23 protein-coding genes are annotated in these 25,053 nt (G+C 74.3%); 18 read left to right on the forward strand and 5 right to left on the reverse strand.

Annotated elements, in window-relative coordinates; all coding sequences use genetic code 11:
* The 7 genes from ACIBBF_RS11585 to ACIBBF_RS11615 all read left to right on the forward strand — a co-directional run bounded on the left by ACIBBF_RS11585 (window position 1) and on the right by ACIBBF_RS11615 (window position 6,824).
* On the forward strand, window positions 1-486 hold the full coding sequence (locus ACIBBF_RS11585; protein WP_397413328.1) for a DUF3180 domain-containing protein: 486 nt from the start codon (window positions 1-3) through the stop codon (window positions 484-486).
* Between the two features lie 55 nt (window positions 487-541).
* Window positions 542-1,024, forward strand: coding sequence for a PH domain-containing protein (locus tag ACIBBF_RS11590; RefSeq protein WP_397413329.1), 483 nt, complete (start codon window positions 542-544; stop codon window positions 1,022-1,024).
* Window positions 1,021-2,601 (forward strand): PH domain-containing protein, encoded by a 1,581-nt coding sequence (locus ACIBBF_RS11595; protein ID WP_397413330.1) that lies wholly within the window; start codon window positions 1,021-1,023, stop codon window positions 2,599-2,601. Before ACIBBF_RS11590 ends, ACIBBF_RS11595 begins: the two co-directional genes overlap by 4 nt.
* Window positions 2,602-2,604: 3 nt before the next feature.
* Window positions 2,605-3,579, forward strand: a complete 975-nt coding sequence (locus tag ACIBBF_RS11600; RefSeq protein WP_397413331.1) for a Rossmann-like and DUF2520 domain-containing protein — start codon at window positions 2,605-2,607, stop codon at window positions 3,577-3,579.
* 107 nt (window positions 3,580-3,686) lie between these two features.
* On the forward strand, window positions 3,687-4,541 hold the full coding sequence (gene panC, locus ACIBBF_RS11605; protein ID WP_397413484.1) for a pantoate--beta-alanine ligase: 855 nt from the start codon (window positions 3,687-3,689) through the stop codon (window positions 4,539-4,541).
* 4 nt (window positions 4,542-4,545) lie between these two features.
* On the forward strand, window positions 4,546-5,052 hold the full coding sequence (panD, locus tag ACIBBF_RS11610; RefSeq protein ID WP_397413332.1) for an aspartate 1-decarboxylase: 507 nt from the start codon (window positions 4,546-4,548) through the stop codon (window positions 5,050-5,052).
* Window positions 5,049-6,824 carry an L-aspartate oxidase gene (locus tag ACIBBF_RS11615; RefSeq protein ID WP_397413334.1) on the forward strand — a complete coding sequence of 592 codons (1,776 nt, stop codon included), beginning with the start codon at window positions 5,049-5,051 and terminating at the stop codon, window positions 6,822-6,824. Before panD ends, ACIBBF_RS11615 begins: the two co-directional genes overlap by 4 nt.
* A 178-nt stretch (window positions 6,825-7,002) precedes the next feature.
* On the opposite strand, the gene ACIBBF_RS11620 is transcribed toward ACIBBF_RS11615, so the two are convergent.
* The 4 genes from ACIBBF_RS11620 to ACIBBF_RS11635 are packed head-to-tail and all read right to left on the reverse strand — an operon-like array spanning window position 7,003 to window position 12,912.
* Window positions 7,003-8,877: an acetyl/propionyl/methylcrotonyl-CoA carboxylase subunit alpha gene (locus tag ACIBBF_RS11620; RefSeq protein ID WP_397413335.1), complete on the reverse strand. Its 1,875-nt coding sequence runs from the start codon at window positions 8,875-8,877 to the stop codon at window positions 7,003-7,005.
* Window positions 8,874-10,817 (reverse strand): carboxyltransferase domain-containing protein, encoded by a 1,944-nt coding sequence (locus tag ACIBBF_RS11625; RefSeq protein WP_397413336.1) that lies wholly within the window; start codon window positions 10,815-10,817, stop codon window positions 8,874-8,876. Before ACIBBF_RS11625 ends, ACIBBF_RS11620 begins: the two co-directional genes overlap by 4 nt.
* Window positions 10,817-11,599 (reverse strand): LamB/YcsF family protein, encoded by a 783-nt coding sequence (locus ACIBBF_RS11630; protein ID WP_397413337.1) that lies wholly within the window; start codon window positions 11,597-11,599, stop codon window positions 10,817-10,819. The genes ACIBBF_RS11625 and ACIBBF_RS11630 overlap by 1 nt, the downstream gene beginning before the upstream one ends.
* A gap of 35 nt (window positions 11,600-11,634) precedes the next feature.
* Entirely contained in the window at window positions 11,635-12,912 is a 1,278-nt protein-coding gene (locus ACIBBF_RS11635; RefSeq protein ID WP_397413338.1) for an NRAMP family divalent metal transporter, read from the reverse strand.
* Between the two features lie 214 nt (window positions 12,913-13,126).
* Here ACIBBF_RS11635 and ACIBBF_RS11640 point away from each other — a divergent pair, with 214 nt between their 5' ends.
* The 9 genes from ACIBBF_RS11640 (at window position 13,127) to ACIBBF_RS11680 (ending at window position 21,999) form a co-directional block, all read left to right on the forward strand.
* Window positions 13,127-14,665, forward strand: a complete 1,539-nt coding sequence (locus tag ACIBBF_RS11640; RefSeq protein WP_397413339.1) for a hypothetical protein — start codon at window positions 13,127-13,129, stop codon at window positions 14,663-14,665.
* 82 nt (window positions 14,666-14,747) lie between these two features.
* Window positions 14,748-15,416 carry a GntR family transcriptional regulator gene (locus tag ACIBBF_RS11645; RefSeq protein ID WP_397413340.1) on the forward strand — a complete coding sequence of 223 codons (669 nt, stop codon included), beginning with the start codon at window positions 14,748-14,750 and terminating at the stop codon, window positions 15,414-15,416.
* The gene (gene nadC, locus ACIBBF_RS11650) at window positions 15,413-16,348 is read left to right on the forward strand and encodes a carboxylating nicotinate-nucleotide diphosphorylase (protein WP_397413341.1); all 936 of its coding nucleotides are present in this window, start codon (window positions 15,413-15,415) and stop codon (window positions 16,346-16,348) included. Before ACIBBF_RS11645 ends, nadC begins: the two co-directional genes overlap by 4 nt.
* Before the next feature lie 43 nt (window positions 16,349-16,391).
* Window positions 16,392-17,918 carry a lysine--tRNA ligase gene (lysS, locus tag ACIBBF_RS11655; protein ID WP_397413342.1) on the forward strand — a complete coding sequence of 509 codons (1,527 nt, stop codon included), beginning with the start codon at window positions 16,392-16,394 and terminating at the stop codon, window positions 17,916-17,918.
* Between the two features lie 40 nt (window positions 17,919-17,958).
* Window positions 17,959-18,144, forward strand: a complete 186-nt coding sequence (locus tag ACIBBF_RS11660; RefSeq protein WP_397413343.1) for a hypothetical protein — start codon at window positions 17,959-17,961, stop codon at window positions 18,142-18,144.
* A 173-nt stretch (window positions 18,145-18,317) separates the two neighbouring features.
* A complete protein-coding gene (locus ACIBBF_RS11665) occupies window positions 18,318-18,653 on the forward strand; it encodes an Lsr2 family protein (protein WP_397413344.1) in 336 nt (111 codons plus the stop codon).
* Window positions 18,654-18,778: 125 nt separating this feature from the next.
* Window positions 18,779-19,879, forward strand: coding sequence for a lactonase family protein (locus ACIBBF_RS11670; protein WP_397413345.1), 1,101 nt, complete (start codon window positions 18,779-18,781; stop codon window positions 19,877-19,879).
* Window positions 19,879-21,195, forward strand: a complete 1,317-nt coding sequence (gene mshA / locus ACIBBF_RS11675) for a D-inositol-3-phosphate glycosyltransferase (protein WP_397413346.1) — start codon at window positions 19,879-19,881, stop codon at window positions 21,193-21,195. The genes ACIBBF_RS11670 and mshA overlap by 1 nt, the downstream gene beginning before the upstream one ends.
* Before the next feature lie 63 nt (window positions 21,196-21,258).
* The gene (locus ACIBBF_RS11680) at window positions 21,259-21,999 is read left to right on the forward strand and encodes a phosphoglyceromutase (RefSeq protein ID WP_397413347.1); all 741 of its coding nucleotides are present in this window, start codon (window positions 21,259-21,261) and stop codon (window positions 21,997-21,999) included.
* 76 nt (window positions 22,000-22,075) lie between these two features.
* On the opposite strand, the gene phoU is transcribed toward ACIBBF_RS11680, so the two are convergent.
* On the reverse strand, window positions 22,076-22,723 hold the full coding sequence (gene phoU, locus ACIBBF_RS11685; RefSeq protein ID WP_397413348.1) for a phosphate signaling complex protein PhoU: 648 nt from the start codon (window positions 22,721-22,723) through the stop codon (window positions 22,076-22,078).
* A gap of 275 nt (window positions 22,724-22,998) precedes the next feature.
* On the opposite strand from phoU, the gene ACIBBF_RS11690 reads away from it, so the two are divergent.
* Window positions 22,999-24,246: a sensor histidine kinase gene (locus tag ACIBBF_RS11690; RefSeq protein WP_397413349.1), complete on the forward strand. Its 1,248-nt coding sequence runs from the start codon at window positions 22,999-23,001 to the stop codon at window positions 24,244-24,246.
* Window positions 24,243-24,941 (forward strand): response regulator, encoded by a 699-nt coding sequence (locus tag ACIBBF_RS11695; protein WP_397413350.1) that lies wholly within the window; start codon window positions 24,243-24,245, stop codon window positions 24,939-24,941. Before ACIBBF_RS11690 ends, ACIBBF_RS11695 begins: the two co-directional genes overlap by 4 nt.
* Window positions 24,942-25,053 lie beyond the last annotated feature (112 nt).

Here is a 25,053-nt window from a genome sequence, read left to right on the forward strand (position 1 = left end):
ATGCGCAGAACGCCGATCGGTTCCCTGGTCGCGGTTCTCGTGGCCGTGGCGGTCGTCGGCTGGCTCGTGCTGCGCTCCCTGGAGGGGCGCGGCGTGTACCTGCCGGTCGTGCCGTGGCTGGTCGACGTCGCGATCCTCGCGCTCGCCGGCGCGATCTTCTGGGCGGGCTGGGGCGTGCGGGCCTACCAGAAGGGCAAGCGGCCGACCCTCGACGGGATCCGCGCCGCCCGGACGCTCGTCCTGGCCAAGGCCGCCGCGCTGACCGGTGCGCTGCTGGGCGGGTGGTACCTGGCCCAGGTGCTCCTGGTGCTCGGCGACCTCGCGATCGAGCCGCGACGCGACCGTGCGGTGGCGGCGGGTGTCGCGGTGCTGTGCTCGGTGGCGCTCGCCGTCGTCGGCCTGGTCGTGGAGAAGTTCTGCGAGCTGCCGCCGTCGGACAAGGACCGCGCGAGCTCGGACGAGGGCGAGTCCCCGGCACCGGCCTGAGGCCGGTCGGCGGGTACGTGCCGCCCGCACTTGCGCACTGCGGAACAATGGCTTCATGACCAGCCCCTTCGAACCGCACGACGTGACCTGGAACCGCGTGTCCCCGCGCCTCGTGACGGCCATGCTGGTACCGGCCGCCTTCTGGCTCGGCATCCCGGCCGTCGTGGGTGTCGTGCTGTCCCTGACCGTCAGCCCCTGGTTCTGGTTCCTCGGCGGCATCCCGGCCGCCCTCCTCCTGTGGTCGGTCCTGCTGATCCCGCGCCAGGTGCGGGCGATCGGCTACGCCGAGCGCGACGACGACCTGCTGATCCGCAAGGGGGTCATGTTCCGGTCGCTGGTGGTGGTGCCCTACGGCCGCATGCAGTACGTGGACGTCGAGGCCGGGCCCCTGGACCGCCGGCTGGGCCTCGCGAAGGTGCAGCTCCACACGGCGTCCGTGGGCACGGACGCCCAGATCCCCGGCCTGCCCCCGGACGAGGCGGCGCGTCTGCGCGACCGCCTGGCGTCCCGTGGTGAGGCACGTCTGGCGGGCCTGTGAGCACCCCCGAGCCCGCGCAGCCGGGACCGGCCGGTCCGGAGCCCGTCGAGCCCGAGGCCGACGAGCTGCACTGGCGGCGCGTCCACCCGGTGACGCCGCTCGTGCGGGGCTGGGCCGTGGTCGGCGCCGCCATCGTCATCCTGGGCCAGCAGAGCCTGGAGGGCGGCCCGCGCGGCGGGCTCATCGCCCTGCTGTCCGGCGAGTACTGGTGGACGCTGCTCGCCGCGCTCGCCGCCGTCGCGCTCGTGGGCTGGGGCTACTCGGTGCTGGCGTGGCGCATGACGTCGTTCGCGATCGGCGAGGAGACGGTGCACCTGCGCCGCGGCATCCTGTTCCGCCAGCAGCGGCACGCGCGCCTCGACCGGCTGCAGTCGGTGGACATCCGGCAGCCGCTGGTGGCGCGCTTCTTCGGGCTGTGCGAGCTCACGCTGGAGACCGCCGGCGGCACCGACTCGGGTGTCGCCATCGGCTTCCTCAAGGGTTCGGACGCCGACGAGCTGCGTGCCGAGCTGCTCGCGCGTGCGGCGGGTCTCAAGGTGGCCAGGGCCGGCGGGGCGGTCCCGGCCCCGGCGCCGGACGGAACCGCCGCGCCGCAGGACGCCGTCCTGCCGGCCGCGCCGCGACCGGACGGGACGCACCCCGCCCTGGAGCCCGGCCCCGCCGCGGCGCCCGGCGCGCCCGTGACGCTCGAAGCGCCCCAGGTGCCCGTCCTCACCGTGCCGGTCGGGCGGCTGATCGCATCGGTGGTGCGCTCCGGCGCGATGATCACGCTGCTCGTCTGGGGCCTGGGTGTCCTGGTGGTCATGATCGCCACCGGCGAGTTCGCCGTCATCTCGGCCTCGCTGCCCGCCGTGCTCGGCGCCGGCGGCTACCTGTTCGGACGTGTCACGGGGGAGTTCGACTTCCGGGTGGCCATCTCGCCCGACGGCGTCCGCCTGCGGCACGGGATGCTGGAGACGCGCTCCCAGACCATCCCACCGGGCCGCGTGCAGGCGGTCCGCCTGGTGCAGAGCGTGCTGTGGCGCGGGCGCGACTGGTGGCGTGTCCAGGTGAACGTCGCCGGGTACGGCGGCGACAGCGAGGACAAGAACAGCGTGCTCCTGCCGGTCGGCACGCGGGACGAGGCGCTGACCGTGCTGTCCCTCGTCCTGCCCGACCTGGGCGTGGACGAGCCGCGCCGGGTCCTCGACGCCGGCCTCGACGGCGACTCCCGGACGCCCAGCGCGTACGTCACGGCGCCTCGGCGGACGCGCATACTGGATCCGGTGGCATGGCGTCGCAACGGGTTCACCGTCACCGGCCGCGCGCTGCTGCTGCGCCGGGGCCGGATGGTCAAGATCCTGGACGTGGTGCCGCACGAGCGGACGCAGTCGCTGGGCCTCAGCCAGGGCCCGTGGCAGCGCCGGCTGGGCGTCGCGTCGTTCCAGGTGCACTCGACCGAGGGACCGGTGCACCCCGAGGCGTCGCATCTCGACGCCGCCGACGCCGCCCGGCTCATGGCCGAGCAGGCGCGCCGCGCCCGCACCGCCCGCGCGGCGGCGGGCCCCGAACGCTGGATGGAACGACAGGGAGAGTGACCGGTGACTGAGCCCGACGAGGCAGGCCGCAGGCCCGGCCGGCTGGGTGTCGGAGTGGTCGGTGCGGGACGCGTGGGCGCGGTGCTGGGCAACGCCCTGCGCGCGGCGGGGCATGCCGTCGTCGGTGCGAGCGGCATCTCCGAGGACTCGCGGGAACGTATCGAGACGCTGCTGCCCGGCGTCCCCAACCTCGAGGTGCCCGACGTCGTCGAGCGCGCGGAGCTCGTGCTCCTGGCCGTGCCCGACGACGCCCTGGCCCCCCTGGTCTCCGGCCTCGCCGACACCGGCGCCTGGCAGCCGGGGCAGCTCGCGATCCACACGTCGGGCCGCTTCGGGACGGCCGTGCTGGAACCCGCCCGGCTGGGCGGCGCGATCCCGCTCGCGATCCACCCGGCGATGACGTTCTCCGGTACCTCCCTGGACCTGGCGCGCCTGGAGGGCTGCACGTTCGCGGTGACCGGGCCGGCGCCCGTGCTGCCGATCGGGCAGGCGCTGGTGGTCGAGATCGGCGGTGAGCCGGTGATCGTCGACGAGGAGGCCCGGGGGCTCTACCACGCGGCCCTCGCCCACGGGGCGAACCACCTCGTGGTGCTCGTGGCGCAGGCCGCGCAGGCGCTGGAGGCCGCCGGCATCGCCGCGCCCGGCCGGGTCCTGGCCCCGCTGCTCTCGGCGGCCCTGGAGTCGGCGACCCGGTCGGCGGACGTGCGCGACGGCGTCGGGCCCGGGGCGATCTCCGCGCTCACCGGACCGGTCTCGCGCGGCGACGTCGGAACCGTGCGCCGCCACCTGACCGACCTCAGCGCGCTGGCCGCCGCCAGCGGCGCCACGGACGTGCCCGACAGCTACACCGAGCTCGCCCGCGGGGCCACGCGCCGTGCGCTGGCGAGCCACCGCATCGACGACGCCGCGGCCCAGGCGCTCCTGGACGCCCTGGACAACGCGACCGGTTCGTCGCGCGCAGGAAGGAAGACCCCGTGACCACCACGCCCGCCGAGACCCCGTTCGCCCAGGACCCCTCCGCCGCACAGCCCGGGCAGCGCGCGCCGCTGGTCGTCCGCACCCGCCCCGAGCTGCGGGACGCGCAGATGCGCTGGGCCCTGGCGGGACCCCTGGACGCGGCCGACGACGGCCCGGGGCGCCGCGCCGTCGTCATGACCATGGGCGCGCTGCACGACGGCCACCTGGAGCTCGTGCGCCGGGCGCGTGCCGAGGCCGGGCCGAACGGCCAGGTCGTCGTGACCATCTTCGTGAACCCGCTCCAGTTCGGCGCGGGGGAGGACCTCGACACCTACCCGCGCGACCTGGACGGCGACGTCGCCAAGCTCGCGGGGGTCGGCGCCGACGTCGTCTTCGCCCCCACGCCCGACGTCGTCTACCCCGACGGCGACCCGGTGGTGCGCGTGTCCGCCGGCCGGATCGGCGAGGTGCTGGAGGGCGCGTCCCGTCCTGGGCACCTCGACGGCGTGCTCACCGTGGTGCTCAAGCTGATGCACCTGGTGCGGCCCGACGTCGCGCTGTTCGGCGAGAAGGACGCCCAGCAGCTCCTGGCCGTGCGCCGCATGGTGCGTGACCTGGAGGTCCCGGTCGACGTGGTGGGCGTGCCGACGGTGCGGGAGCCGGACGGCCTGGCCCGGTCGTCGCGCAACGCGTACCTGTCCGCCGACGAGCGGGAACGCGCCCTGGCGCTGTCGCGCGCGCTGCGCGCCGGCGCGGCGGCAGCCGGCCGCGGCGCGGCGGGTGTGATCAACGACGCGCGCGAAGTGCTGGACGGGGCCGACGGCGTCGTGGTCGACTACCTGGCGCTCGTCGATCCGGAGACCGCTGATGCGGTTCCCGACGACTTCTCCGGCCGCGCGCTGCTGCTCGTGGCCGCACGGGTGGGGACGACCCGCCTGATCGACAACCAGGCCGTCGAGGTCTCGCCCGAGGTCCAGAGGTAACGTCATGAGCACCACCCCGCACCGCCCGCCCGTCGGCCGCCCCGCATCGCTGCAGCGGCCCATGATGATCGCGAAGATCCACCGCGCCACGGTGACGCAGGCGGACCTGCACTACGTCGGCTCCATCACGGTGGACGCCGACCTGCTCGACGCCGCGGACCTGGTCCCCGGCCAGCAGGTCGACGTCGTGGACGTGACCAACGGTGCCCGCCTGACCACCTACGTGATCCCCGGCGAGCCCGGCTCCGGCCAGATCTGCATCAACGGCGCCGCCGCGCACCTGGTCAGCCCGGGCGACGTCGTCATCCTCATCGCCTACGGCATGCTGTCGGACCACGACGCGCGGACCTTCCTGCCGCACGTCGTGTTCGTGGACGAGGCGAACCGCATCGTCGAGATCAACGACGAGCCCGGGCACGTCCCGGACGGGTACGGCCTCGAGGAGAGCGGGCTCGCCATCGAGCCGTTCCAGCAGGCCGGGCTCGTGCGGACGGCGTCGGGCCGGGCGTGAGCGCCACCCCCGGACCCGGACCACGTCTCGCCCGCTCCCTCGCCGCCCCGGCACCCGGCTGGACCGCGCAGGCCGACGCCGTCGTGGTCGGCTCCGGGATCGCGGGCCTCACGGCGGCGCTGGAGCTGCGCACGCGCGTGCCGCGGGTGCTGCTCGTCACCAAGGGGCGGCTGTCGTCCGGGTCGACCGTGTGGGCGCAGGGCGGCATCGCCGCGGCGCTCGACCCGTCCGACTCGCCCGCGGCGCACCTCGCGGACACGCTCGCCGCGGGCGGCGGCCTCTCCGACCCGGCGGCCGTGCAGGTGCTGGTCACCGAGGGCCCGGAGCGCGTCCGTGAGCTCGTGGCCCGCGGCACCGTCTTCGACAAGGCCGCCGACGGCGACATCGCGCTCACCCGGGAGGGCGGCCACCACGCCGACCGGATCGCGCACGCGGGCGGGGACGCCACGGGCGCGGAGATCTCCCGGGCGCTGGTGGCGCAGATCGAGGCCGTGCGGCACGACCCCGGGATCGAGGTCGTGGAGAACGCGCTCGTGCTGGACGTGCTGACGACGGCGCCCGGCGGTTCCGCCGTCGGCGGCGCGGGCAGTCCTGGCGCCGCGGGCGGCCCCGGCTCCGCGGACGGCGGTCTCGCGGTGGCCGGACGCGGTGCGGGTGACGGGCGACGGGTCTGCGGGGTGACGCTGCACGTGCGCGGCACCGGGTCGCGCGACGGCGTCGGCGCGGTCCTCGCGCCCGTGGTGATCCTCGCGACCGGGGGGATCGGGCAGGTGTTCCGGTCCTCGACCAACCCCGCGGGGGCCACGGGCGACGGTATCGCCGCGGCCCTGCGGGCCGGTGCCGTGCTGGGCGACCTGGAGTTCGTGCAGTTCCACCCGACCGTCCTGTGGCTCGGCTCGGGTGCCAAGGGCCAGCTCCCGCTCATCTCGGAGGCCGTGCGAGGCGAGGGCGCGCTGCTGCTCGACGTGAACGGCCACCGCTTCATGCCCGGCGTGCACGAGATGGCCGAGCTGGCGCCGCGGGACGTCGTCGCGCACGCGATCGTGCGGCAGATGGCGGCCACCGGGGCCGACAACGTGCTGCTCGACACCCGGCACCTGGGCCGCGAGTTCCTGCGCACGCGGTTCCCGACCATCAACGCGCGGCTCCTGGAGGCCGGCATCGACTGGTCCGAGGAGCCGGTTCCCGTGGCGCCCGCCCAGCACTACCACTCGGGCGGCGTGGTGACCGACCTGGACGGACGGTCGTCGGTGGACGGGCTCTACGCCGTCGGCGAGGTCGCGTGCACGGGTGTGCACGGCGCCAACCGGCTCGCGTCCAACTCGCTGCTGGAGGGCATCGTGTTCGCCTCCCGGGCGGCCCGGGACGTGGCGGCGCGGTTCGACGCGGGCGAGCTGGAGCAGGGGGAGCCGGTCGCACGTCCGGGCGGGTCCGCGCTCGTCGCCGCGGCCGCCCGCTCCCGGATCCAGACGGTGACCTCGGGCGGGGCGGGCGTGATCCGCTCGGCGCGGTCGCTGGCCGAGGCGGACGAACGGCTGAACGCGGTGCGCGCCGACGCGCACCTGGCGGCCGAGGTCGTCGCGGAGCCGCAGGCCGCCGAGTGGGAGACCACCAACGTGCACATGGTCGCCCGCGCGCTGACCCGCGCCGCCTGGGTGCGCGAGGAGACCCGCGGTGGCCACTACCGCACCGACTTCCCCCGCCCCGACGACGCCTGGCGCCGCCGCGTCCGGATCTGGCTCGACGACGAGGGCGTCCTGACGACGGTTTGACGGCGGTTTGACGGCGTCCCGGCGACGTCCCGGCGGCGTCCTGACGGCGTCCTGACGGCGTCCCGGCGGCCCGACGGCGGGTGCCGTGCGCCGTCGCCCACGCGAAGTGCGCTTCTACCCAGTCATTGCGCCCGGATCCGGGGTGGGTTCTGGGCGCAATGACTGGGTAGAACACCCCCTAGGGCGTGAGACGGCCTAGCACGTCGCCCGCCGCGATCTGCGCGCCCTCCGCCGCGACGTGTTCCAGCACACCCGCCGACTCCGCGACGAGCTGCGACTCCATCTTCATCGCCTCGACGACGGCGACCGGCTGACCGTCGGCCACGGCTGCGCCGTCGTCCACGAGCCAGCGGACCAGGGTGCCCGGCATGGCCGCGAGCAGCGGGACGCGCCCGTCGTCCGCCGCGGAACCCGGGGACGACGCCGCTCCGCCCGCCGCCGGTGTCCCGCCGGACGGTACGGCACCGCCGCCGCCCGGCCCGCCGCCCGGCACGGCACCACCGCCGCTGCCCGGTACGGCACCACCGCCCGGAACGCCCGCGCCCCCCGGCGCGCCGACGCCGAACCCGAACCCGAACCCGACCGGTGTCCGCACCCGGCGCCGTCGTCCGTCGATCTCGATCCAGGTCTCGACGACCCCGGGCTCGGCCACGGGTGCGGCGAGCGACTGCGGGTCGACGGAGGCGAGCATCTCCGTCTCGATCCACTGGGTGTGGACGGCGAACCCGGGCTGCTCGTCCGCGCCCCCGCGGGGAGCCCCCGTGAACGCCGGGTCGGCCAGCACGGCGCGGTGGAACGGCAGCACCGTCGGCACGCCCTCCACCACGGTCTCGGCCGCGGCCCGCCGTGCCCGTGCGAGCGCCACCTCCCGCGTGGGACCCCACACGACGACCTTGGCGAACAGCGAGTCGAACTCGCCGGGCACCACCGAGCCGCTCTCGATCCCGGCGTCCACCCGGACCCCGGGGCCGCCGGGCGGCACGAACCGGTCGACCCGCCCGGGCCCGGGCAGGAACCCGCGGGCCGGGTCCTCGGCGTTGAGCCGCAGCTCGATCGCGTGCCCGCGCGGTGCGGGGTCCTGTGTCACCGACAGCGGCAGGCCGCTCGCGACGCGGAGCTGCTCGGCCACGAGGTCCAGCCCGGTGGTCTCCTCCGTGACGGGGTGCTCCACCTGGAGCCGGGTGTTCACCTCCAGGAAGGACAGCGTGCCGTCCGCACCGAGCAGGAACTCCACCGTCCCGGCGCCGCGGTACCCGGCGGCGGCACACAGGTCCCGGGCCGACTCGTGCACACGCGCCCGCACCGCGTCGTCCAGGAACGGAGCCGGGGCCTCCTCGACCAGCTTCTGGTTGCGGCGCTGCAGGGAGCAGTCGCGCGTGCCCGCCACGACGACGTTCCCGTGGCTGTCGGCCACCACCTGCGCCTCGACGTGCCGGGGCCGCTCCAGGAACCGTTCGACGAAGCACTCGCCCCGCCCGAACGCCGCCTCCGCCTCGCGCCGCGCCGCCTCGAACAGCTCGGGCACCTCCTCCAGGGTGCGTGCCACGCGCATGCCGCGACCGCCCCCGCCGTGCGCGGCCTTGATGGCCAGCGGCAGACCGTGCTCCTCGGCGAAGGCGAGCGCGGCGGCGGCGTCGGGCACCGGGCCGTCCGAGCCGGGCACCAGGGGGGCGCCTACCTTCCGGGCCAGGTCACGGGCCGCGATCTTGTCACCGAGCAGCTCGATCGTGTCCGCCGTGGGCCCCACCCAGACCAGCCCCGCAGCCGCGACGGCGCGGGCGGCGGCCGCCCGCTCGGACAGGAAGCCGTAGCCGGGATGGACGGCGTCCGCCCCGGACCGGCGTGCGACGTCCAGCAGCTTCTCCACCGAGAGGTACGTCTCGGCGGCGGTGCGTCCCTCCAGCGCCCAGGCCTCGTCGGCCAGGCGGACGTGGAGCGCGTCCGCGTCGCCGTCGGCGTACACGGCCACCGAGCGGATGCCCAGGTCGGCGCACGCGCGGACGACGCGCACCGCTATCTCGCCTCGGTTCGCGACGAGCACGGTGCGGATCATGGGGTGCCTCCTGCGGGGTTCGGGACGGTGTCGGCGGGACGGGCGGCCCGGACGACGAAACGGATGCGGGCCCCGGCGGGAAGCTGCCCCGCGAGTGCCACGTGGTCGCTGACGACGGCCCCGATCACGGGATAACCGCCGGTCAGGGGGTGATCGGCGAGGAAGAGCACGGGCAGCCCGTCGGGCGGCACCTGGATGGCGCCGGTCACGCACCCCTCGCTCGGCAGCTCGGTGCCCGCCAGGGCGGGGGAGCGGAGCACGGGCTCCCCGGAGAGCCGCAGGCCGACGCGGTTGGAGCGGGGCGTGACCAGCCAGTCCTGGCCGGTCAGCCGGTCGAGCGCCGCGGCGTCGAACCAGTCGTCCCGGGGCCCGAGCACGATCGGCAGCACGGTCGTCTCGCCGGGCGCGGGCAGCACGCCGGGCTCCACCGACCCGTCAGCCGCCCGCCCGTCAGCCGCCCGCCCGTCAGCCGCCGAGCCGGTGGCCGGAGACCCGGCAGCCGCCGACCCGGCAGCCGCCGACCCGGCAGCCGCCCGCCCGGCAGCCGCCGACCCGGTCGCCGGTAGCGCCGTCGCCGGCAGTCCCCGCTGCGGCGTCCCGACGGGCAGCACGTCGCCGGGCCGTACCGGGTCGGGTCCCAGGCCCGCGAGCACGTCGGTGGCGCGGCTGCCGAGCACGGGCGGCACGGCGATCCCTCCGCGCACGGCGACGTACGCCCGCACCCCGTGGGCCGGCGGCGCGAGCCGGAGCTCGTCGCCGTCGTCCAGCGCGAAGGGTTCCCCGGGCCGCGGCCGGCGCTCCGGCCGGTCGGCGGGTGCCCCGCCGGACCCGGCTCCCCCGGGACCGGGGCGCACCACGAGGTCACCGACGGCCCCCGTCACCGCGAGCACCTGCGCCCCCCGGGCGCGGAGTCGCAGCCCGCCCACCGACTCGACGACGGCGGCGTCCGGCGGGTTGCCGACCACGCGGTTGGCCGCGCGCAGGCTCGGCCGGTCCAGCGCCCCCGACGCCGACACCCCGGCCCCCTCGGACCCGGGCCGCCCGAGATCCTGCACGAGGGCCAGCACCCCGGCCCCGACGACCTCGACACCCGGCCGGGCGCCGCCCCCGAGGCCCGTCCCGCCCCCGAGGCCTGTCCCGGCCGCGGGACCCGTTCCGCCTGCGGGACCCGTTCCGGTGCCGGCCCCGGGGGCACCGTCCGGCGCGGCCCCGGAACGACCCGGCGTCGCGGGACCCTCCGCGGCCTCGGGACGACCCTGTGGCGCATCCGCGTGACCGCCGGCAGACCTCCCGCCCGCAGACCCCCCGCCCGCAGCGCCCGCGACCTGCTCCCGCACCGCGACGAACCGCACCCGGTCCCCGGGCAGCATCAGGGCGGGCCGCTCCCGCGTCACGTCCCACACCGGCGCGTCGGTGCGGCCCAGGAGCTGCCAGCCGCCCGGGCTCTCCCGGGGGTAGACCCCGCTGTACGGCCCGGCGAGCGCCACCGACCCGGCGGGCACGCGGACGCGGGAGGTCGGGCGCCTGGGTACCACGAGCTCGGCGTCGTCGCTGGTGAGGTAGGCGAACCCGGGCGCGAAGCCGACGAAGCCCACGGTCCACGCGGCGCCCGTGTGCCGATGCACCAGCGCCTCGGTGCTCCAGCCCAGCAGGCCGGCCACCTCGGTGAGGTCCTCGCCGTCGTACCGCACGGGGATCTCGACCGTGCGGGCGGTGGTGGCTGCCTGCCGCACCAGGGGGCGGCGGCGCAGCTCGGCGGCCAGGTCGTGGGCGGTGATCGCCGCGGGCCGGAACGGCACGAGCAGCGTCCGCGCACCCGGTACGGGTACGCCGACGCCGCGCACCGGCTCGGCCCGGAGGGACTCGTACAGCGCGACGGCCTGGTCCAGGTCGTCCAGCTCGATCAGGAGAGCGTCGTCGCGGGCGGTCAGTACCCGCATCACGCCGCGGCGCCGCCCGTCACCGGCGCGAACGACCGCAGGCGGATGCCCTCGGCGTCGAAGACCTCGCGGATCCGGCGGGCCATGGCCACGGCGCCGGGGGAGTCGCCGTGCACGCACACGGAGTCGGCGCGCACGGCGACGTCGGACCCGTCGATCGCCGTCACCACGCCCTCGGTCACGAGGCGGAGCATGCGGCGGGCGACGTCGTCGGCGTCGTGCAGCACGGCGCCCGGCTCGCGCCGCGAGACCAGGCGCCCCTCGGGCGTGTAGGCGCGGTCCGCGAACGCCTCGGTGGCGGTCGCCAGGCCTGCCGCCGAGGCCGCGGCCAGGGCCGTGCTGCCGGGCAGCCCCAGCAGCACGAGCCCTGGGTCGACGGCGGCGACGGCGCGGGCGACGGCGGCCGCCACGCGCTCGTCGACCGCCGCCGTGTTGTAGAGCGCGCCGTGCGGCTTGACGTAGGTGACCACGCCGCCCTCGGTGTCGGCGAGGCCGCGGAGCGCGCCGATCTGGTAGGCGACGTCGGCCTCCAGCTCCTCGTCCGGCACGTGCATCTCCCGCCGTCCGAACCCGGCCAGGTCCCGGTAGCCGACGTGCGCGCCGATCGTGACGCCCCGTTCGACGGCGGACCGCACGGTGCGGCGGATCGCGGCAGGGTCGCCGGCGTGGAACCCGCAGGCGATGTTGGCGCTGGAGACGATGCCGAGCATCTGCTCGTCGTCGCCGAGGCTCCAGCGGCCGAAGCCCTCGCCGAGGTCGCTGTTCAGGTCGACGGCGCTCATGGTGCAGTTTCTCCTTCGGTGTGGTGACCCGGGGGTCAGGCGGACAGCAGGTCGAAGATCGGGCCCACCGCGTTGACCGCCATGTACCAGGTGACCACGGCGGCCAGGGTGCCGACCACCAGGAGCCACCGCGGGTATCGCGCCGCCCCCAGCAGGGAGCCGCGGAACCAGCCGATGTACATGAACAGGGTCAGGCCGATGGGCAGGATGAGGCCGTTCACGCCGCCCACGAACACGAGGAGCGTCGCGGGTGCCGTGCCGATCACCAGGTACACCACCAGCGAGACCAGGATGAACCCGACCGTCCACAGGTCGGCGGCGCGGCCGGTGATGCGGGCCGAGAACACCGGCAGGAACGAGACCGACGTGTAGGCGGACCCGATGACGCTCGTGATCGCGGCGATCCAGAACACGGCGCCGAAGATGCGCAGGCCGACCTCGCCCGCCGCGGCGCCGAACGCGTCGGCGGCCGGGTTGCCGGCCACGTCCAGCACGACACCGGAGGCGACGACGCCGAGGACCGCCAGGAACAGCACGTACCGCATGATCCCGGTGACGATGATGCCGCTGACGGCGGCCCGGTTGACCTCGCGGACGTGCTCCGGCCCGGCGGTGCCCGAGTCGAGCAGCTTGTGCGCCCCGGCGTAGGTGATGTACCCGCCGACGGTGCCGCCCACGATCGTGGTGATGGTGGCGAAGTCGACCGTGTCGGGCAGCACGGTCTGCCGCAGCGCCTCGCCGACCGGCGGGCCGGACAGGACGGCGACGATCACGGTGAGCACGATCATCACCAGGCCGGCCACGATGACGACCCGGTCGACGACCGCCCCGGCCCGCTTGGCGAGGAAGATCGCGACGGCGATGACGGCGCTGATCGCGCCGCCCAGCCGGGGGTCCAGGCCGAACAGCGCGTTCAGGCCCAGGCCGGCGCCGGCCGTGTTGCCGATGTTGAAGATGAGCCCGCCGAACACGATGAGTACGGCGAGCACGTAACCGCTGCCCGGGAGGGCCTCGTTCGCGAGCACGCTCGCGCGCTTGCCGGTCAGCGTGATCATGCGCCACACGTTCATCTGGACGGCGAGGTCCAGGAGGATCGAGACGAGGATGCCGAACGCGAAGGCGGCCCCGAGCTGCTGCGTGAACGTGGCGGTCTGGGTGATGAAGCCGGGCCCGATGGCGGACGTCGCCATGAGGAAGAGGGCACCCAGCAGGGAGCGGCCGCGTGCGGAGACGTACCGCTTGAGGCCACCGGGCGGGCCGCCCGGTGCGGTGTCGGCCGGCGCCGTCGCAGGCTCGTGGCTCGTGTCGGACATCGTGTCCTCCTGGTCGTTGGGATGAGCCGGATTGTTCAACAGTCAGGATCGTCCCGCCCAGTTGTTACCGCCGCATTGCGGGACCTTGTCGATCATGACACGGCACCAGTGCTGGTGGATAGCCCGGGACACCAGATGTTTACGCCCCGAGCCCTGTCGGATTGTTCAACGAACCTCTACGGTCGGTGACGAACGCATCTCTGAGGGGAGAACCATGCCGACATCACGACCTCCGGCCAGGATGCGCGCGGGCGCCGTCGCCCTCGCGCTCTGTGCCACCACCGCGCTCGCGGTCCCCGCTGCCGCCGCGGACCCGGCGAGCGGTCCCGCCGCGGCCGGCACGCAGGCCGCCTGCCTCGACCCGGACATCCCGCTCTCGGCCGAGGAGAGCCGCCTGGCCGCCTACCTGCCCGATGCCACCGACCCCACCGTGCCCGCCGCGCGGACCTACGCCCGCACGGTGATCGAGGGCGGCGGGTTCGGCGGGTACACGGCGGCCTTCACGGCCGAGCTGTGCCGCACCCGCACCCTGAAGGACGCGACCGCGCTCGCCGAGCGCAAGGGCGAGGCCCTGTGGGACGCCGCCGTCCGCCGGGCGCAGTCCGACGACGACGCGGTGCGCGGCGACCTGCCGGCGAGCGACGACCGCCCGCTGTACTGGACCCGGGTCGAGACCATGGCCGTGCTGCGGCAGTGGGACCCCCGGGGCGGCCTGACCGACGCCGAGCGGGCCGGCCTGATCGAGCGGTTCGACAAGGCGTCCCGGGGCATGCTCGACATCGACCTGCCGCGCGGCCGCGACGTGCTGCGCGTGATCGTGAGCGGGTTCGACGTCTACACGCTCGACGGCGGCACCACCGGGTCCGCGCCGGGCACGGTGGGCAACAACATCCGGCACGGCAACCCGTCGGGTGCCACCGCGCTGTCGCTGGACGGTACCCGCTACCGCACCGACGACGGCCGGATCGCGTACGTGGAGGCCTACACCCTGCCCGTGAGCTACCGCGAGTTCGCCGAGGGCTACCTGGAGGACACGGTCGGCCCGTTCATGGAGCCCGGACCGCGCCAGGTCGACGCCTCGATCACGGTGAGCCAGGCCGGCGGGTCCCAGTTCAACCTGGAGCAGTGGAACGCGCGCTACCACGGCGTCTCCCTCGGCAACGACCGGCTCGCCCCGTGCCCGCGGGTCGGCGGCGTGCCGCAGCTCGCCCTCGACAACCCGGGCTGCAACTCCCAGGTGGTCGACCGCTGGGGCGGTGGTGACGGCCTCACCGACCCGCCCCAGTGGACCTCGGCCAGCCTGCCCGTCGCCGAGATGATCGCCGCCGACACCGGCGCCGACGTGCCCCGCCCGCCGGGCGACACCTGGCCCGACCCGTCCGTGGCCTTCGGGGTGGTCTGGAACACGAGCTACACGCAGTTCACCGACTGCACCTCGCCCGCGCTGACGACCTTCAACAGCCCGCCGTCCGTCACCTACCCGCCGGCCACGCCGCCGGTGCCGCCGGCCGAGGGCTCCTGCTCGTACAGCGGCGGCGGTGGCAACTACCTGTCGAACGAGAGCGCCTACCGCAACACGCTGCTGCGGGACCGCGCCGGGCTCGACATCCCGGCCGGGCACATCCACACCCCGGACATGCAGCACTTCGAGACGGACTTCGGCGTGAGCGACCCGACGTTCGACGCCTGGCGCACCTCGATCGCCGCCCAGACCCGCAACCTGGTCCACGCGGTCCTGGACACGGTCGACTGACCCGTCGAGTGCTGGATATTCGCCCTCCTTGCCCGCGGGAAGGGGCGAATATCCAGCACTCAGCGGTCCGTAGGATGGGGGAGTGACAGTCGATCGAGCGGAGCGGAGCGCCGACGCCATCCGCGAGCTCATCGTCAGCGGCCGGCTGGCCCCCGGGCAGCGGCTCTCCGAGCAGGCCGTGAGCGAGACCCTCGACGTCTCCCGCAACACCCTGCGCGAGGCCTTCCGGATCCTGGTGCACGAGGGCCTCCTGGTCCGCCGGCCCAACGCGGGCGTCGCGGTCGCGCGACCCACGTTCGCCGACGTCGTCGACATCTACCGCGTCCGCCGCCTCATCGAGGTGCCCGTCCTCGCCGCGGGCGACCCCGCGCACCCGGGCGCGCGCACCATGCGGGACGCCGTCGACGCCGCCCTCGCCGCCCGCCTCGGCGGCGACTGGCGCGACATCGCTGCCGCCAACATGCGCTTCCACGCGGGGATCGTGGCGCTGGCGGGCAGCCCGCGCCTCGACCGCGTGCACGCCAACCTCTCCGCCGAGCTGCGCCTGTCGTTCGGCCTGCTCGGCGACAACGGCGCGTTCTTCGACGGCTTCGTGGACCGCAACGCGGGCCTCCTGCGCCGCTTCCTCGCGGGTGACGCCGCCGGCGCCGCCGACGACCTGAACCGGTACCTCACCGACTCCGAGCGCATGCTCCAGGACATGGTGGACCGCGCCGGTGCGGCGGGTGCGCCGGATACGGTGAGCCCGTGAGCACCCTCCCCGTCTTCACCACCCCCACCGCGGTCAGCCCGGCCCTCGACCCGGCCTGGGTGGCCCGTACCGTCGAGGTGGCCCTCGACGAGGACCTGGGCCCCGCGCCCGGCCGGGACGTCACCTCGCAGGCCACCATCCCGCCGTCCGCGACCGGCGTGGCGGACCTGGTGGCGCGTGAGGACGGCGTCGTCGCGGGCCTCGTCGTGGTGCGCGAGGTCCTGGACCAGGTCGCGGCCCGCCTGGGCCTGCCCGCCCCGGCCGTGACCTTCCACGCGCAGGACGGCGACGCCGTGACCCGCGGCCAGGTGCTCGCCGCGCTGGAGGGCCGTACCCAGGTGCTGCTCGTGGCCGAGCGCACGCTGCTCAACCTCGCGAGCCGGGCCTCCGGCGTCGCCACCGCGACCCGCGCCTTCGCCCGCGAGCTGGCGGGCACGGGCGCGCAGGTGCTCGACACCCGCAAGACGACACCGGGCCTGCGCGCCCTGCAGAAGTACGCCGTGCGTGCCGGCGGCGGCACCAACAAGCGCATGGGCCTGTACGACGTCGCCATGGTCAAGGACAACCACGTGGTCGCCGCCGGGTCGGTCGCCGCGGCGGTCCGCGCCGTCCGCGAGCGGTTCCCGGACGTACCGGTCCAGGTCGAGGCCGACACCACGGACCAGGCGCTGGAGGCCCTGGCCGCGGGAGCGGACTTCCTGCTGCTCGACAACATGGAGACCGGCCTGCTGGCCGAGACGGTCGCCGCCGTCCGCGCGCGCGAGGGTCGCGACGGCGTACCCGCCCACGTCGAGCTGGAGGCCACGGGCAACCTCACGCTGCCGGTGGCGCGAGAGGTCGCCGCCACGGGTGTGGACTACCTCTCGGTGGGCGCCCTGACCCACAGCGCCCCCATCCTCGATCTGGCCCTGGACCTCCGCCCGGGGAAATGAGCCCGGGGATATCAGGTCGTGCGGCCCCGATAGAATCGCCCTCGTGACCGAGAACCCCGCAGCCGAGAATCCCGCTGCCCCGCCGACCGACGACCTGCCCGAGCAGCTGCGGGTCCGGCGCGAGAAGCGCGAGCGGCTGCTGGCCGCCGGGGTCGAGGCCTACCCGGTCACCGTGCCGGTCACCAGCACGATCGCGGAGGTCCGCGCGGCCTACGGGCACCTCGAGGCGGGCCAGGAGACGGACGACGTCGTCGGTGTCGCCGGGCGGGTCGTCTTCGTGCGCATCGGCGGCAAGCTGTGCTTCGTCACGCTGCAGGACGGCGAGGGCAACCGTCTCCAGGGCATGCTGAGCCTCGCCGAGGTCGGCGAGGAGGCGCTCGCGGCCTTCAAGACCGACGTGGACCTGGGCGACCACCTGTTCCTGCACGGCCGGGTGGGCTCCTCCCGCCGCGGCGAGCTGAGCGTGTTCGCCGACGGGTGGCAGATCGCGGCGAAGTCGCTGCGACCCCTGCCGGTGCTGCACAAGGACCTGTCCGAGGAGGCCCGCGTGCGCCAGCGCTACGTGGACCTCATCGCGCGTCCCGCGGCCCGGGACATGGTGCGCCTGCGCGCCGGCGTGGTGCGCTCGCTGCGCGAGAACTTCCACCGCCGCAGCTTTCTCGAGGTCGAGACGCCGATGCTGCAGACCATTGCGTCGGGTGCGGCGGCACGTCCTTTCTCGACGCACATGAATGCGTACGACCTGGAGCTGTTCCTGCGCATCGCGCCCGAGATCTTCCTCAAGAAGGCCGTCGTCGGCGGCGTCGAGAAGGTCTTCGAGATCAACCGGAACTTCCGGAACGAGGGTGCCGACTCGTCGCACTCCCCGGAGTTCGCGATGCTGGAGGCCTACGAGGCCTACGGGGATTACAACACCATCGGCGCACTCACCCAGGACCTGGTGCAGACCGCCGCGCAGGACGTTCTTGGTACCACGCTGGTTACTCTCGCGGACGGTTCCGAGTACGACCTGGGCGGGGAATGGACAAACCTGCGCATGTACGCCTCGCTCTCGGAAAGCCTGGGCGAGGAGATCACCGCGGGAACCTCGGTCGATGAGCTCGAGAAGATCGCGGCCCGGCTCGACGTCGAGGTCGGCAACAAGAAGATCCTCAACCATGGAAAGCTCGTCGAGACGCTCTGGGAGCACCGGGTGGGCGACCACCTGACGGCGCCGACGTTCGTGCGGGACTTTCCGGTGGAGACGTCACCGCTCACGCGTGACCACCGCACGGAAAAGGGACAGGTCGAGAAGTGGGACCTCTACGTCCGCGGGTTCGAGCTGGCCACGGGCTATTCCGAGCTGGTCGACCCGGTGATCCAGCGTGAGCGCTTCGCGGCGCAGGCCAGGATGGCCGCGGCGGGCGACGACGAGGCCATGCTGCTGGACGAGGACTTCCTGACGGCGATGGAATTCGCGATGCCGCCTTCGGGCGGAATGGGCATGGGCATCGACCGCCTGCTCATGGCGCTGACGGGTCAGGGCATCCGCGAGACCATCCTTTTCCCGCTGGTGAAGCCGCAGGCCTGAGGAAAATGAACCGCGTGGACGAGCTTGTGAGGATCTTGTGATGGATACGACGCTTGCGGTGCTTGCCGGGCTCACGCCCTCGGTGGGTGTCGGCCTGCTGTTCTGGTTTGCGATGCGCAAGATCCTTCGCGCGGACCGGCACGAACGTGAGGCGCTGGACCGAATGGACCGTGAGGCCGCCATCGCTGCGGCAGCGAAAAAGGCAGAGAATTCCCCTTCGCGCTGATCAGCGCCGCTGAGGTTATCCCCGCGGGTCCGGCAGATCAAATCCGCGTCTTCACCGCGCCGGGTGAAGTTTTGGTGATCGGGGTCACATGCCCATTATTGACATGTCAATATTGGGTGAGGCATGCTCACGAACTAACCCCGGAATTTGTGGCGCGGAAGGGAAGTACCCGTATGGTTCAGAAGGTTCAGCTCGTTCTCGAAGATGACATCGACGGCGGTGCCGCCAACGAGACCGTGAACTTCGGCCTCGACGGCGTCTCCTACGAGATCGACCTCAATGCCGAGCACGCGTCCCAGCTTCGGGACGCGCTCGCCTCGTGGGTCGGCCACGCGCGCAAGGTGAAGTCGCCTGTCGCCCGTGGTACCACGACCACCACGCGCCGTTCGCGGTCCGGCAACGACACCGCGGCGATCCGTGAATGGGCCAAGGCCAACGGCTACACCGTGAGCGACCGCGGTCGCATCTCGGCGGAGGTCCAGGACGCCTACGCGAAGGCCAACGGCTGACGCGAGCGCGGCACGAGGTATGTCGCGCCCCGGTTCCCCGTCCTGGGGAACCGGGGCGTCGCGCGTCCCGGGCCGGAACGCCCGCCCCGGCCGGAGCACGCGCCACGCGGAACTAGGCTGGCGGCATGAGCATCCCCACCGCCGCCCTGTGGATCGGCACCTATCCGACGACGGGCGCGGCCCCGGGCTCCGGTGAGGGAATCTGGCGCGCGGGCCTCGACCCGAGCGGGACGTTCACCGGCGCCGAGCTCGTGGCCCCGGTCGCGGCCCCCTCGTTCCTCGCGCTGGACCCGTCCGGCCGCACGCTCGTCGCGGTCACGGAGACCGAACCGGGCACCGTCACCACGTTCCACGTGTCCGACGCCGGCGCGCTGACCCGCGCGGCGAGCGGCCCCTCGGGCGGGGCGAGCCCGTGCCACGTGGTCGCGACCGGCGCCGCCGCCTGGGTGGCGAACTACGGCGACGGCGTGGCCGCACGCCTGTCGCTGGGCCCGGACGGCGAGCTCGGCGCGGCGCGCACCCACCCGCACGCCGGGTCGGGACCGGTGCCGGACCGGCAGGAGGGCGCGCACGCGCACTTCGTGCACCCGTGGGGCGACCGGGTGCTGGTCTGCGACCTCGGCACCGACGAGCTGCGCTCCTACCCGCTCGACGGCTCCGGCCCGGCGGAGGGCACCGTCGCCGCCGTGCTGCCGCCCGGGGCGGGCCCGCGCCATCTCGTCGAGCTCGCCGACGGCACGATCCTGGTCGCGGGGGAGCTGGACTGCCGGCTGCACGTGCTGGTCCCCGCCGGCCCCGGCCGCCTGGAGCACGCCGGCTCCGTGGCGATCACCACCCGCACGCTGCCCGACGGCGCCGCCGGGTACCCCTCGCACATCACCGTCGTCGGCGACCTGGTGCACGTGGGCGTGCGCGGGCCCGACGTCCTGTCCGTGCTCCGGGTACGCGCGGCGGGGGCGGCCGAGACGCCGTCCGCGCCCGGGTCCGGGCCCGCGCGGGGAGCGCAGGAGGCCGGGCACCTCACGATCGAGAACGTGGCCGACGTCGACCTGGGCGCGGGTGCCTGGCCGCGGCACCACGCGGTCCTGGCCGACGGCGAGGTGGTGGTCGTGGCCGCCCAGAACACGGACGAGCTGATCGCGGTGCGTCTCGACCGTGCGTCGGGCAAGGGGGAGATCACCGGCCGGCTGGAGCTGCCCGCGCCCGCGTGCGTCCTGGTGGCGTGATGCGCGACAGCCTGCCGCCCGACCTCGCGGACCCGGGTGAGACGCGCCCGCTGCGGATCGCGATGGTCTCCGTGCACACCTCTCCGCTGGAGCAGCCGGGCACGGGCGACGCGGGCGGCATGAACGTGTACGTCCTGGAGCTCTCCCGGGCGCTGGCCCGCCGCGGGGCGCAGGTCGAGATCTACACGCGGGCCACGTCGTCGGCCCAGCCGAAGGTGACGAACCCGGAGCCCGGGATCTGCGTGGTCCACGTGGCGGCCGGGCCGTACGAGGGCCTGGACAAGAACGACCTGCCCGGACAGCTCTGCGCGTTCGCGGCGGGCGTGCTGCGCGCCGAGGCGCACCGCCCGGAGGGCTGGTACGACGTGCTGCACACCCACTACTGGCTGTCGGGCCAGGTGGGCTGGCTGGCGGCCGAGCGCTGGGACGTGCCGCTGGTGCACACCATGCACACCATGGCGCGCGTCAAGAACGCGGCCCTCGCGCCGGGTGACTCGCCCGAGCCGCACGGTCGCGTGATCGGCGAGGAACAGGTGGTCGCCGAGGCGGACGCCCTGGTCGCCAACACGGACGAGGAGGCCGCCGACCTGGTGCGCGACTACCACGCCGACCCCGCCCGGGTGCACGTGGTGCAGCCGGGCGTGGACCTCGGGGTGTTCTCGCCGCTGCCCGGGGGCACGGAGGGCGACCCGGCCGGACGGGACCGTGCGCGCGACGAGCTGCGCGAGCGCCTCGCCCTGCCCACCGACCGCAGGATCGTGCTGTTCGCCGGCCGGGTGCAGCTGCTCAAGGGTCCCGACGTGCTGGTCCGCGCGCTCGGGGAGCGCGTGTGGGACGGCCGGCCGCCGCTGCTCGTGGTGCTGGGTGGTGCCTCCGGCCGCCCGACGGCGGTGCGCGAGCTGGAGGCACTCGCCTACCAGGAGGGAGTGGCCCGGCACGTGCGGGTCCGGCCGCCGGTGCCGCAGGGGATCCTCGCCGACTACTTCCGCGCCGTGGACCTGGTGGCGGTACCGTCCCACAACGAGTCGTTCGGCCTGGTCGCGGCGGAGGCCCAGGCGGCCGGGACGCCGGTGGTCGCGGCGGCGGTCGGTGGCCTGCGCACGGTGGTCCAGGACGGCGTCTCCGGCGTCCTGGTGCCCGACCACGAGCCCGGGAGCTGGGCCCTGGCCCTCAAGACCCTGCTCGACGACGACGCGGTGCGGGAGCGGCTGGCGGCCGGCGCCCGTGCGTCCGCCGCCCGCTTCGGGTGGGACCGCACCGCGGAGGAGACGCTGGACGTCTACGAGCGGGCGCGCAAGCGTCACGCCGCACGGTAGCGGCGTCGCCCGCACGCCGGACCGCCGTCGGCGCGCGGCGGAAACTGGGGCAGGATGGGGGGCATGACCTACACCCTCGTGCTGCTCCGCCACGGCGAGAGCGAGTGGAACGCGAAGAACCTGTTCACCGGCTGGGTGGACGTCGCCCTCTCCGAGAAGGGCGTCGAGGAGGCCAAGCGCGGTGGCGCCCTCCTCAAGGAGGCCGGGGTGAACCCGGACATCCTGCACACGTCGCTGCTGCGCCGCGCGATCATGACCGCGAACCTGGCGCTCGACGTGGCCGACCGGCACTGGATCCCGGTCAAGCGGAGCTGGCGCCTCAACGAGCGCCACTACGGCGCCCTGCAGGGCAAGGACAAGAAGCAGACGCTGGAGGAGTTCGGCGAGGAGCAGTTCATGCTCTGGCGCCGCTCGTACGACGTGCCGCCGCCCGAGATCGAGCTGGGCTCGGAGTTCAGCCAGGACGCCGACCCGCGCTACGCCGACGCCCCCGTCGTCCGCACGGAGGCCCTCAAGCTGGTGCTGGAGCGCGCGCTGCCGTACTGGGAGAGCGAGATCGTCCCCGACCTCAAGGCCGGCAGGACCGTGCTGGTCGCCGCGCACGGCAACTCGCTGCGCGCCCTGGTGAAGCACCTGGACGGCATCTCCGACGAGGCCATCGCCGGGCTGAACATCCCCACGGGCATCCCGCTGGTGTACGAGCTGGACGAGGAGACCCTCGCGCCGGTGAAGCCGGGCGGCACGTACCTGGACCCGGAGGCGGCGAAGGACGCGATCGCCGCGGTGGCGAACCAGGGCCGCTGAAACACGTGAGTGCTGGATGTTCGCCCTCTCCCGTGTGTCGGAAGGGCGAACGTCCAGCACTCAGCGACGGTCGCGGTCAGTCCTCCGGGAAGTCGCCCGTGACCAGGAACGTGACGCGGCGGGCCACCGAGACGCCGTGGTCGCCGAAGCGCTCGTAGTAGCGGCCCACGAGCGTCACGTCGACGGCCTCCTGGACCGTGCCCTGCCACTCGGGTGCCAGGAGCGTGTTGAAGGTCTGCTGGTGCAGCTCGTCGAGCAGGTCGTCGTCGCGCTCGATGGCCTCCGCCACCTCCAGGTCGCGCGACGCGAGCAGCCGGGTGGTGCGCTGGGCCACGCGGACGGCCGCGTCGTGCATCTGCGCGAACGTCCCCCGCGCCTCCGGCACGATCGCCTGCGCGGGGTAGCGGCCGCGCGCCACCTGCGCGATGTGCCGGGCGAGGTCGCCCATGCGCTCCAGGGAGGCGCTCATCCGCAGTGCGCTGACCACCACGCGCAGGTCGGTGGCGACCGGGGCCTGCTGCGCGAGCAGGTGCACGCACCGCTCGTCGAGCGAGTCCTCGATCGAGTCGATGGTCTTGTCGGAGGCGATCACCTCCTGTGCGAGCTGGAGGTCGGCCTCCAGCAGTGCCGTACCGGCTCGGGTGATGGCGGACTCCACGAGCCTGCTCATCTCGGTCAGGTCCTCGCCGACCTGCTGGAGCTCAGCTTCGAAGATCTGTCGCATCGGTTTCCTCTCGCACTCGGGGCGCACGGACGGCTTCGCGTCCGCTGTCGCGCCGCCGCGGGGGCGGGGCGGGCCGACGCACGGCCGGACCGGCCGTCCGGACACGTCCCGGAACGGCGCGCGGCACAGCTACCGCCCGCACCCGCCAAGGCTCGACGGCGCGGTGTACCGGGAGGTTAACGCTCTTCCTCCCCGACATGAACACTAGGCGACGCGATGGTCGGAGCGCCCACCGACGTCGATCAGCGGTTGAAACATCGACCTACCCTGGAGGCGTGGACGGAATCATCTCCGGGGTACCGGTGCTGGTCGCCGGAATCTTCGGCGTGATCGTCGGCGTGGTCGCCACCCTGGCGTTCCGCGTCTCCGAGCGGCAGCAGCACGCCCTTCCTCAGACCGAACCCGACGAGCTCGACGCGGGCCTCGTCCGTGTGCTCTCCGTGCTGCGCTCCGCCGCCGTCGTGCTGGACGGCGAGGACGAGGTGGTGCGGGCCTCGCCGCCCGCCTATGCCCTGGGCGTGGTGCGCAACGACGCGCTCGTGCACCCCGCGATCACGGACCTCGTGGCCCTCGTGCGGCGCGACGGGGTGATCCGCGAGCAGGAGCTGGAGCTGCCGCGCGGACCGGTGGGCCAGGGCACGGTGCTGCTGCAGGTGCGCGTGGCCCCGCTGGGCCTGGACCGGGTGCTGGTGCTCGCCGAGGACCGCACGGAGGCACGGCGCGTCGAGGCGATCCGCCGCGACTTCGTGGTCAACGTGTCGCACGAGCTGAAGACGCCGGTCGGCGCACTGGCCCTGCTGGCCGAGACCGTGGCCGACGCCGCGGACGACCCGGTCGCCGTCCGCCGGTTCACCGAACGCATGCAGCGCGAGGCCGTCCGGCTGTCCGCGTTGGTGCAGGAGATCATCGAGCTCTCGCGCCTGCAGGGCGCGGGCGCTGTGCCAAAGCTCACCCCCGTCCCGATCCGCGACGTCGTGGAGGAGGCGGTCGACCGGGCCCGCACCACGGCGCAGGCCAAGAACATCGCGATCACCATGGGCGGCGACCTCGACACCGAGGTCTACGGCGACCACAACCTCCTGGTCACCGCGGTCCGCAACCTGGTGGACAACGCCGTCGCGTACTCCGGGCCCGCCAGCCGCGTGGGCGTCGGGGTGAACGAGCGGGCCGGCCTCGTCGAGATCGCCGTCGTCGACCAGGGCGTGGGCATCGCGGAGGACGCGCAGGACCGCGTCTTCGAGCGGTTCTACCGGGTGGATCCGGCACGCTCGCGCGACACTGGGGGCACCGGGCTGGGCCTGAGCATCGTCAAGCACGTCGCCGCCGACCACGGGGGCGACGTCACGATGTGGTCCGAACCCGGGCGAGGCTCCACCTTCACCCTGCGCATCCCGTCCGCGGACCGGCCCGACGGCGCCGACCGCGCGGCCCGGGACGACGTCCCGGCCGCCGAGGCGGGGGAGCAGGACCAGCACACGGCCGCGCACGACGGGGCCACGAGGAACGAGGAGGTAGGTGCGTGACGCGCATCCTGGTGGTCGAGGACGAGGAGTCGTACCGGGACCCGCTGACGTACCAGCTCACCCGTGAGGGTTTCGAGGTGGTGGAGGCGGCCGACGGCAACTCGGCGCTCGCCGCGTACGACGCGGAGGGAGCCGACCTGGTGCTGCTCGACCTGATGCTGCCCGGGCTCTCGGGCACGGAGGTGTGCCGGGAGCTGCGGGCCCGCGGTGACGTGCCGGTCATCATGCTGACCGCCAAGGACTCCGAGATCGACAAGGTCGTGGGCCTGGAGCTCGGCGCCGACGACTACGTGACCAAGCCCTACTCCTACCGCGAGCTGCTCGCCCGCGTGCGGGCGGTGCTGCGCCGGCGCCAGCCCAGCGACCCGGCGGAGAGCGACGAGGACGGCGTCCTGGAGGTCGGCCCCGTCCGGATGGACGTGGAGCGGCACACCGTCGCGGTGTCGGGCCAGAACGTGGCCCTGCCGCTCAAGGAGTTCGACCTCCTGGAGCTGCTGATGCGCAACGCGGGGCGGGTGCTGACCCGCGGCCAGCTCATCGACCGGGTCTGGGGCGCCGACTACGTGGGTGACACCAAGACGCTCGACGTCCACGTCAAGCGCATCCGCTCGAAGATCGAGCCGGACCCGGGCACACCGAAGTACCTGCTCACGGTGCGTGGCCTGGGCTACAAGCTGGCCGACGACGAGGGCTGACCCGACTCCGGCGTGCCCGCCCCCGTGTCGCACGTCACGGGCGGGGCACGCGGGCGGTCACCTTCCGTTCACCTGGAGTTTGCTCGCGAGACGGCGCCCGTGAGTAGTTTCG

The sequence above is a fragment of the Promicromonospora sp. NPDC050880 genome, from assembly GCF_044456525.1.
In the GTDB taxonomy this organism is placed as follows: Bacteria; Actinomycetota; Actinomycetes; order Actinomycetales; family Cellulomonadaceae; genus Promicromonospora.

Coding starts and splice junctions, on each gene's coding strand:
- ACIBBF_RS11640 (WP_397413339.1), top strand. CDS start 13,127: ATGCCGACATCACGACCTCCGGCCAGGATGCGCGCGGGCGCCGTCGCC.
- ACIBBF_RS11590 (WP_397413329.1), top strand. CDS start 542: ATGACCAGCCCCTTCGAACCGCACGACGTGACCTGGAACCGCGTGTCC.
- ACIBBF_RS11665 (WP_397413344.1), top strand. CDS start 18,318: ATGGTTCAGAAGGTTCAGCTCGTTCTCGAAGATGACATCGACGGCGGT.
- ACIBBF_RS11635 (WP_397413338.1), bottom strand. CDS start 12,912: ATGTCCGACACGAGCCACGAGCCTGCGACGGCGCCGGCCGACACCGCA.
- ACIBBF_RS11660 (WP_397413343.1), top strand. CDS start 17,959: ATGGATACGACGCTTGCGGTGCTTGCCGGGCTCACGCCCTCGGTGGGT.
- ACIBBF_RS11620 (WP_397413335.1), bottom strand. CDS start 8,877: ATGATCCGCACCGTGCTCGTCGCGAACCGAGGCGAGATAGCGGTGCGC.
- ACIBBF_RS11680 (WP_397413347.1), top strand. CDS start 21,259: ATGACCTACACCCTCGTGCTGCTCCGCCACGGCGAGAGCGAGTGGAAC.
- panD (WP_397413332.1), top strand. CDS start 4,546: ATGAGCACCACCCCGCACCGCCCGCCCGTCGGCCGCCCCGCATCGCTG.
- ACIBBF_RS11625 (WP_397413336.1), bottom strand. CDS start 10,817: ATGCGGGTACTGACCGCCCGCGACGACGCTCTCCTGATCGAGCTGGAC.
- ACIBBF_RS11670 (WP_397413345.1), top strand. CDS start 18,779: ATGAGCATCCCCACCGCCGCCCTGTGGATCGGCACCTATCCGACGACG.
- mshA (WP_397413346.1), top strand. CDS start 19,879: ATGCGCGACAGCCTGCCGCCCGACCTCGCGGACCCGGGTGAGACGCGC.
- panC (WP_397413484.1), top strand. CDS start 3,687: ATGCGCTGGGCCCTGGCGGGACCCCTGGACGCGGCCGACGACGGCCCG.
- ACIBBF_RS11630 (WP_397413337.1), bottom strand. CDS start 11,599: ATGAGCGCCGTCGACCTGAACAGCGACCTCGGCGAGGGCTTCGGCCGC.
- ACIBBF_RS11585 (WP_397413328.1), top strand. CDS start 1: ATGCGCAGAACGCCGATCGGTTCCCTGGTCGCGGTTCTCGTGGCCGTG.
- phoU (WP_397413348.1), bottom strand. CDS start 22,723: ATGCGACAGATCTTCGAAGCTGAGCTCCAGCAGGTCGGCGAGGACCTG.